Here is a 3,518-nt window from a genome sequence, read left to right on the forward strand (position 1 = left end):
CCGAATTGAAAACTGGACGGTTTGAACTCACAGACGCGCGTCCGCCAAAGCTGGCTGCCATCGGTCGAGAGCGCCGTCACCACGATCGCATCGTCGGTGTGGAACGATGCGAACAATCGCTCGCCGTCATAGGCCATCGACGGAGAGGCGTGCGAGTTGTTGGGATGGATGCGAGGCGGGAGCGTGCCGCGGTGCAACACGATCTCTTGACGCAGCTTTCCAGACCGCGCGTCCAGTTCCACGACCGATTGTGTGCCGGCGTCCTCATCCGCCGTGGTCAAAAAAATCGCATCGGAAACAAAAATAGGCGTCGAATGCCCGCGGCCGGGTAATTTGGTTTTCCAGGCGACGCCTTCCCCCGTCCGCAGGTCCCAGTGCCGCGGCAACGATACATCGTCCGAGGCGTGATTGTCCGACGTTGGGCCACGCCATTGCGGCCACGGCCCCGCCTCGGGGGCCTGCCCCAAACCGACCCCACCGGCTGATAGACTGAGGCAAAGGATGGCGATCAAGCCGAGCCGATTCGTCGGTGCGTTGGAATGTTTCATTTTAGAACTGTAGAAGCGAAACGGAATCAATGATAGGTTTTCACGCATCGGCCTGGTCACTTGTTCGTCTTGATCACTCGGCGGTTCCAACGGATCGCTCGGCGGCTGCGGGCGACTGACTCGTTGGAGACGGCGAGCTACAATGGCCCGAAAACTTACTTTGAATAGGACAACAGAGCGTATGCGTGCGGGAATCGTCGGCGTCGGGTTCATGGGCTGGATTCACTATCTGGCTTACCAGCGAAGTGATCAAGCTGACTTGGTGGCTTTCTGCAGTCGAAACGAAGCAAAACGTGGCGGCGATTGGACGGGGATCAAGGGTAACTTTGGGCCTCCCGGCGAGCAAATCGATGTTTCCGGCATGAACGTGTACGAATCACTCGACGCGATGTTGGCCGATGATTCGATCGATTTGATTGACATCTGTTTGCCGCCAAGTTTGCACGCCGAAGCGATCGAAAAATCAATCGCCGCCGGAAAAAAAGTGCTGTGCGAGAAACCGTTGGCTTTGACCGCCAACGATGCGCGGCGGCTGGCGGAACTCGGCGGCCCCGGCGACGTGATGGTCGCCCACGTGTTGCCGTTCATGCCCGAGTTCGGGCTGTTGGTCGACGCCGCACGGGATGGTCGCTTCGGACGGCCGATCGCGGGACGATTCAAACGCACGATCTCACCGCCGGATTGGATTCCGGATTTCTACGATCCGACCAGTGTCGGCGGGCCGCTGATCGATCTGCACGTCCATGACGCCCATTTGATTCGCGTCTTGTTCGGGATGCCCGACTCGGTGGAAAGCAGTTGCATACGTAAAGACTCGGTGCCGAAGTTCTACGAAACGCTGTTCCGCTATCCCGACGGGCGACCGGTTTCGGCCGGCGGCGGCGTCATCGATTCTCCGGCGCGGGGCTTCACCCACGGCTACGAAGTCTCCTTCGAACGGGCAACGATTCAGTTTGAATTCGCCGCCTATGCCGACGAAACCACGGCGACCATCCCGCTGGTGATTCTTCATCAAGACGGCCGCGTCGAACGACCTGATCTGGGCGACGGCGATCCGATCTCCAGCTTCGTCAAGGAACTCGACGCGGCGGCCGAATCGATTCGTAGCGGTGAAGTGTCGCCCTTGCTCGATGGCAATCTGGCCGCCGACGCCATACAAATCTGTCAGTGGCAGGTTTAGACGCTCTTCTGCTTTCGCTGCACTTCGATTTCATCGAACGTGTACAGCTTGCCTTTGCCGGCGCCGGGACACTCCTCGCATGTCTCCCGCCATGCTTTCTTGGTCTCGATCGTTGAATCCCAGAACGGCCAGGTCCGGCACTGAATCGGGCGTGCCTGGTAAACCAAGCACGTCCGCTGCTGGGGATCCAACAAGATGCAATCGCCGTCGGGATACTCACGCAAACTCTTTTGCGCACCGACGCGGCGGACGAATTGGGATTCAAATTCGTCGACCGACAAACTCATCGCTTCGGCCATCGCATCGATCTCGTTTTGTTCGACCCAGACGTAGCCCGGATCGCCACTGCAACACGCTCCGCACTGCGTGCATTCGAACCGCAAACCGTCGTGGTACCAGGGGCGTTGAGTGTTGCTCGGCATGATGATTGGAAACAGAAATGAACTTGGCGATGCGGTGGTACGGGAGGCGCGCCGGCCAGTTGATTCAAGCCCGCACGCGTTAGCAAGGGGCCACGCGGCGTCCCTCGCCGACGCATCGCGGCTGACCTGATCGCGTTGCATTCGAAAGATCGACTCCATCAACAGGCCGGCGCGTGGCCGGCTCGAAGACGGGTCGAGCCGTAAAGGGCACCGATTGTAGCGAATGGTAGCGTCCTGACAGCGGCCTTCAATCGGCGCAAGCAAAATCTACTGGACAAACTTTGGCGACGCGGCAAAGTTTGACGAGTCCACTCTTGCACGACGAGAGTGCCTGCCCCTCCCAATCCTGCGGGCAACTCTCGTCGTCGCACTCAATGGAATGGATCACTGGTCAGGCGGCCCGGATGCCAAGTCACTCGCAGATGTCACGCGAGTCTGTTTTCTTCCCGAAGCATCGTCAATGGAGCTGCGTGCCGTGAAGCTGTCATTCCCAATGGACCCCGTCGGCCCTTCGCTGATGACGCAAAACCGAGCCCTCCATAATCCACCGATTGCCGTGCCCTCCTCTGGACTCCCCTCCCACCAGAACCCAGCAATTGAAACGGATTACCTGCTCGTTTGCGAAGCCTACTCGCGCTCGCTCACCGATGGACGGTGGCGATTCACACTCGAAGCGGCCGACGGGGAATTGATTTTAGATGCCGAAGACCAAGAACTCGGCGACCTCAATCGGCTGACGTTGTTGGCAGCCGTGCGGGGACTGGAATCACTCGAAGGCCCCAGCGCGGTGACGCTGTTGAGCAACAATCGCTACCTGATTCGTTCGCTCTCCAACTCGCTGCCCCGCTGGCGTCAAAACAACTTTCGCTGGGAACACTTCGGCCGGCGGATCGATGTGCAGCACGCCGACCTGTGGCGCCGGATCGATCGCACCCTGGCGATTCATCGCGTGCAAGCCTGCCTGGTCAGTTCCTGTCTGGTCAGCCACGGGCACCACGCTCTCGGCCAAGACGCTGATCTCGATCCGACCACCCGTTCGGCTTCGGTGCGACTGCCGCGGCAGTCCTCGCCGGCCGATCCATCCCACTACCGCATCGACCCACCGGCAAGCCAGTCACGTCTGGGCAACCTCCCAAACACAGCGCCCAACGCATCACAACACAACGTTCGCAGCAGCGTTCCGGCCCCCAGCCGACGGTTGCGTCGGCTGATCAACGGCGACGCGGCCGCCCCCCCGACACCATCCAGCCTCCGCCGCCGCGGACGGTTTACTGCCGAAGACCTGGAATCGGAATAAACCGGGACATCCCGCTCCCGACCATCGCCGCGGCGTGCCTCGTTGGCAGTTCGCACCCCTGACGGTTTGCC

At 60.3% G+C, this 3,518-nt stretch carries 4 protein-coding genes; 2 read left to right on the forward strand and 2 right to left on the reverse strand.

Annotated elements, in window-relative coordinates; all coding sequences use genetic code 11:
• On the reverse strand, positions 1-548 hold a 548-nt coding region (locus ABX749_RS26270; RefSeq protein ID WP_372898615.1), incomplete at its 3' end, for a PQQ-binding-like beta-propeller repeat protein.
• A gap of 181 nt (positions 549-729) precedes the next feature.
• Here ABX749_RS26270 and ABX749_RS26275 point away from each other — a divergent pair.
• The gene (locus ABX749_RS26275) at positions 730-1,728 is read left to right on the forward strand and encodes a Gfo/Idh/MocA family protein (RefSeq protein WP_372898616.1); all 999 of its coding nucleotides are present in this window, start codon (positions 730-732) and stop codon (positions 1,726-1,728) included.
• On the opposite strand, the gene ABX749_RS26280 is transcribed toward ABX749_RS26275, so the two are convergent.
• On the reverse strand, positions 1,725-2,150 hold the full coding sequence (locus tag ABX749_RS26280; protein WP_145207657.1) for a YkgJ family cysteine cluster protein: 426 nt from the start codon (positions 2,148-2,150) through the stop codon (positions 1,725-1,727). The genes ABX749_RS26275 and ABX749_RS26280 overlap by 4 nt on opposite strands.
• 379 nt (positions 2,151-2,529) lie before the next feature.
• On the opposite strand from ABX749_RS26280, the gene ABX749_RS26285 reads away from it, so the two are divergent.
• A complete protein-coding gene (locus tag ABX749_RS26285; RefSeq protein WP_372898617.1) occupies positions 2,530-3,447 on the forward strand; it encodes a hypothetical protein in 918 nt (305 codons plus the stop codon).
• The last annotated feature ends 71 nt before the right edge of the window (positions 3,448-3,518 follow it).

It is taken from the genome of Stieleria sp. (genome assembly GCF_041595215.1).
In the GTDB taxonomy this organism is placed as follows: Bacteria; Planctomycetota; Planctomycetia; order Pirellulales; family Pirellulaceae; genus Stieleria; species Stieleria magnilauensis.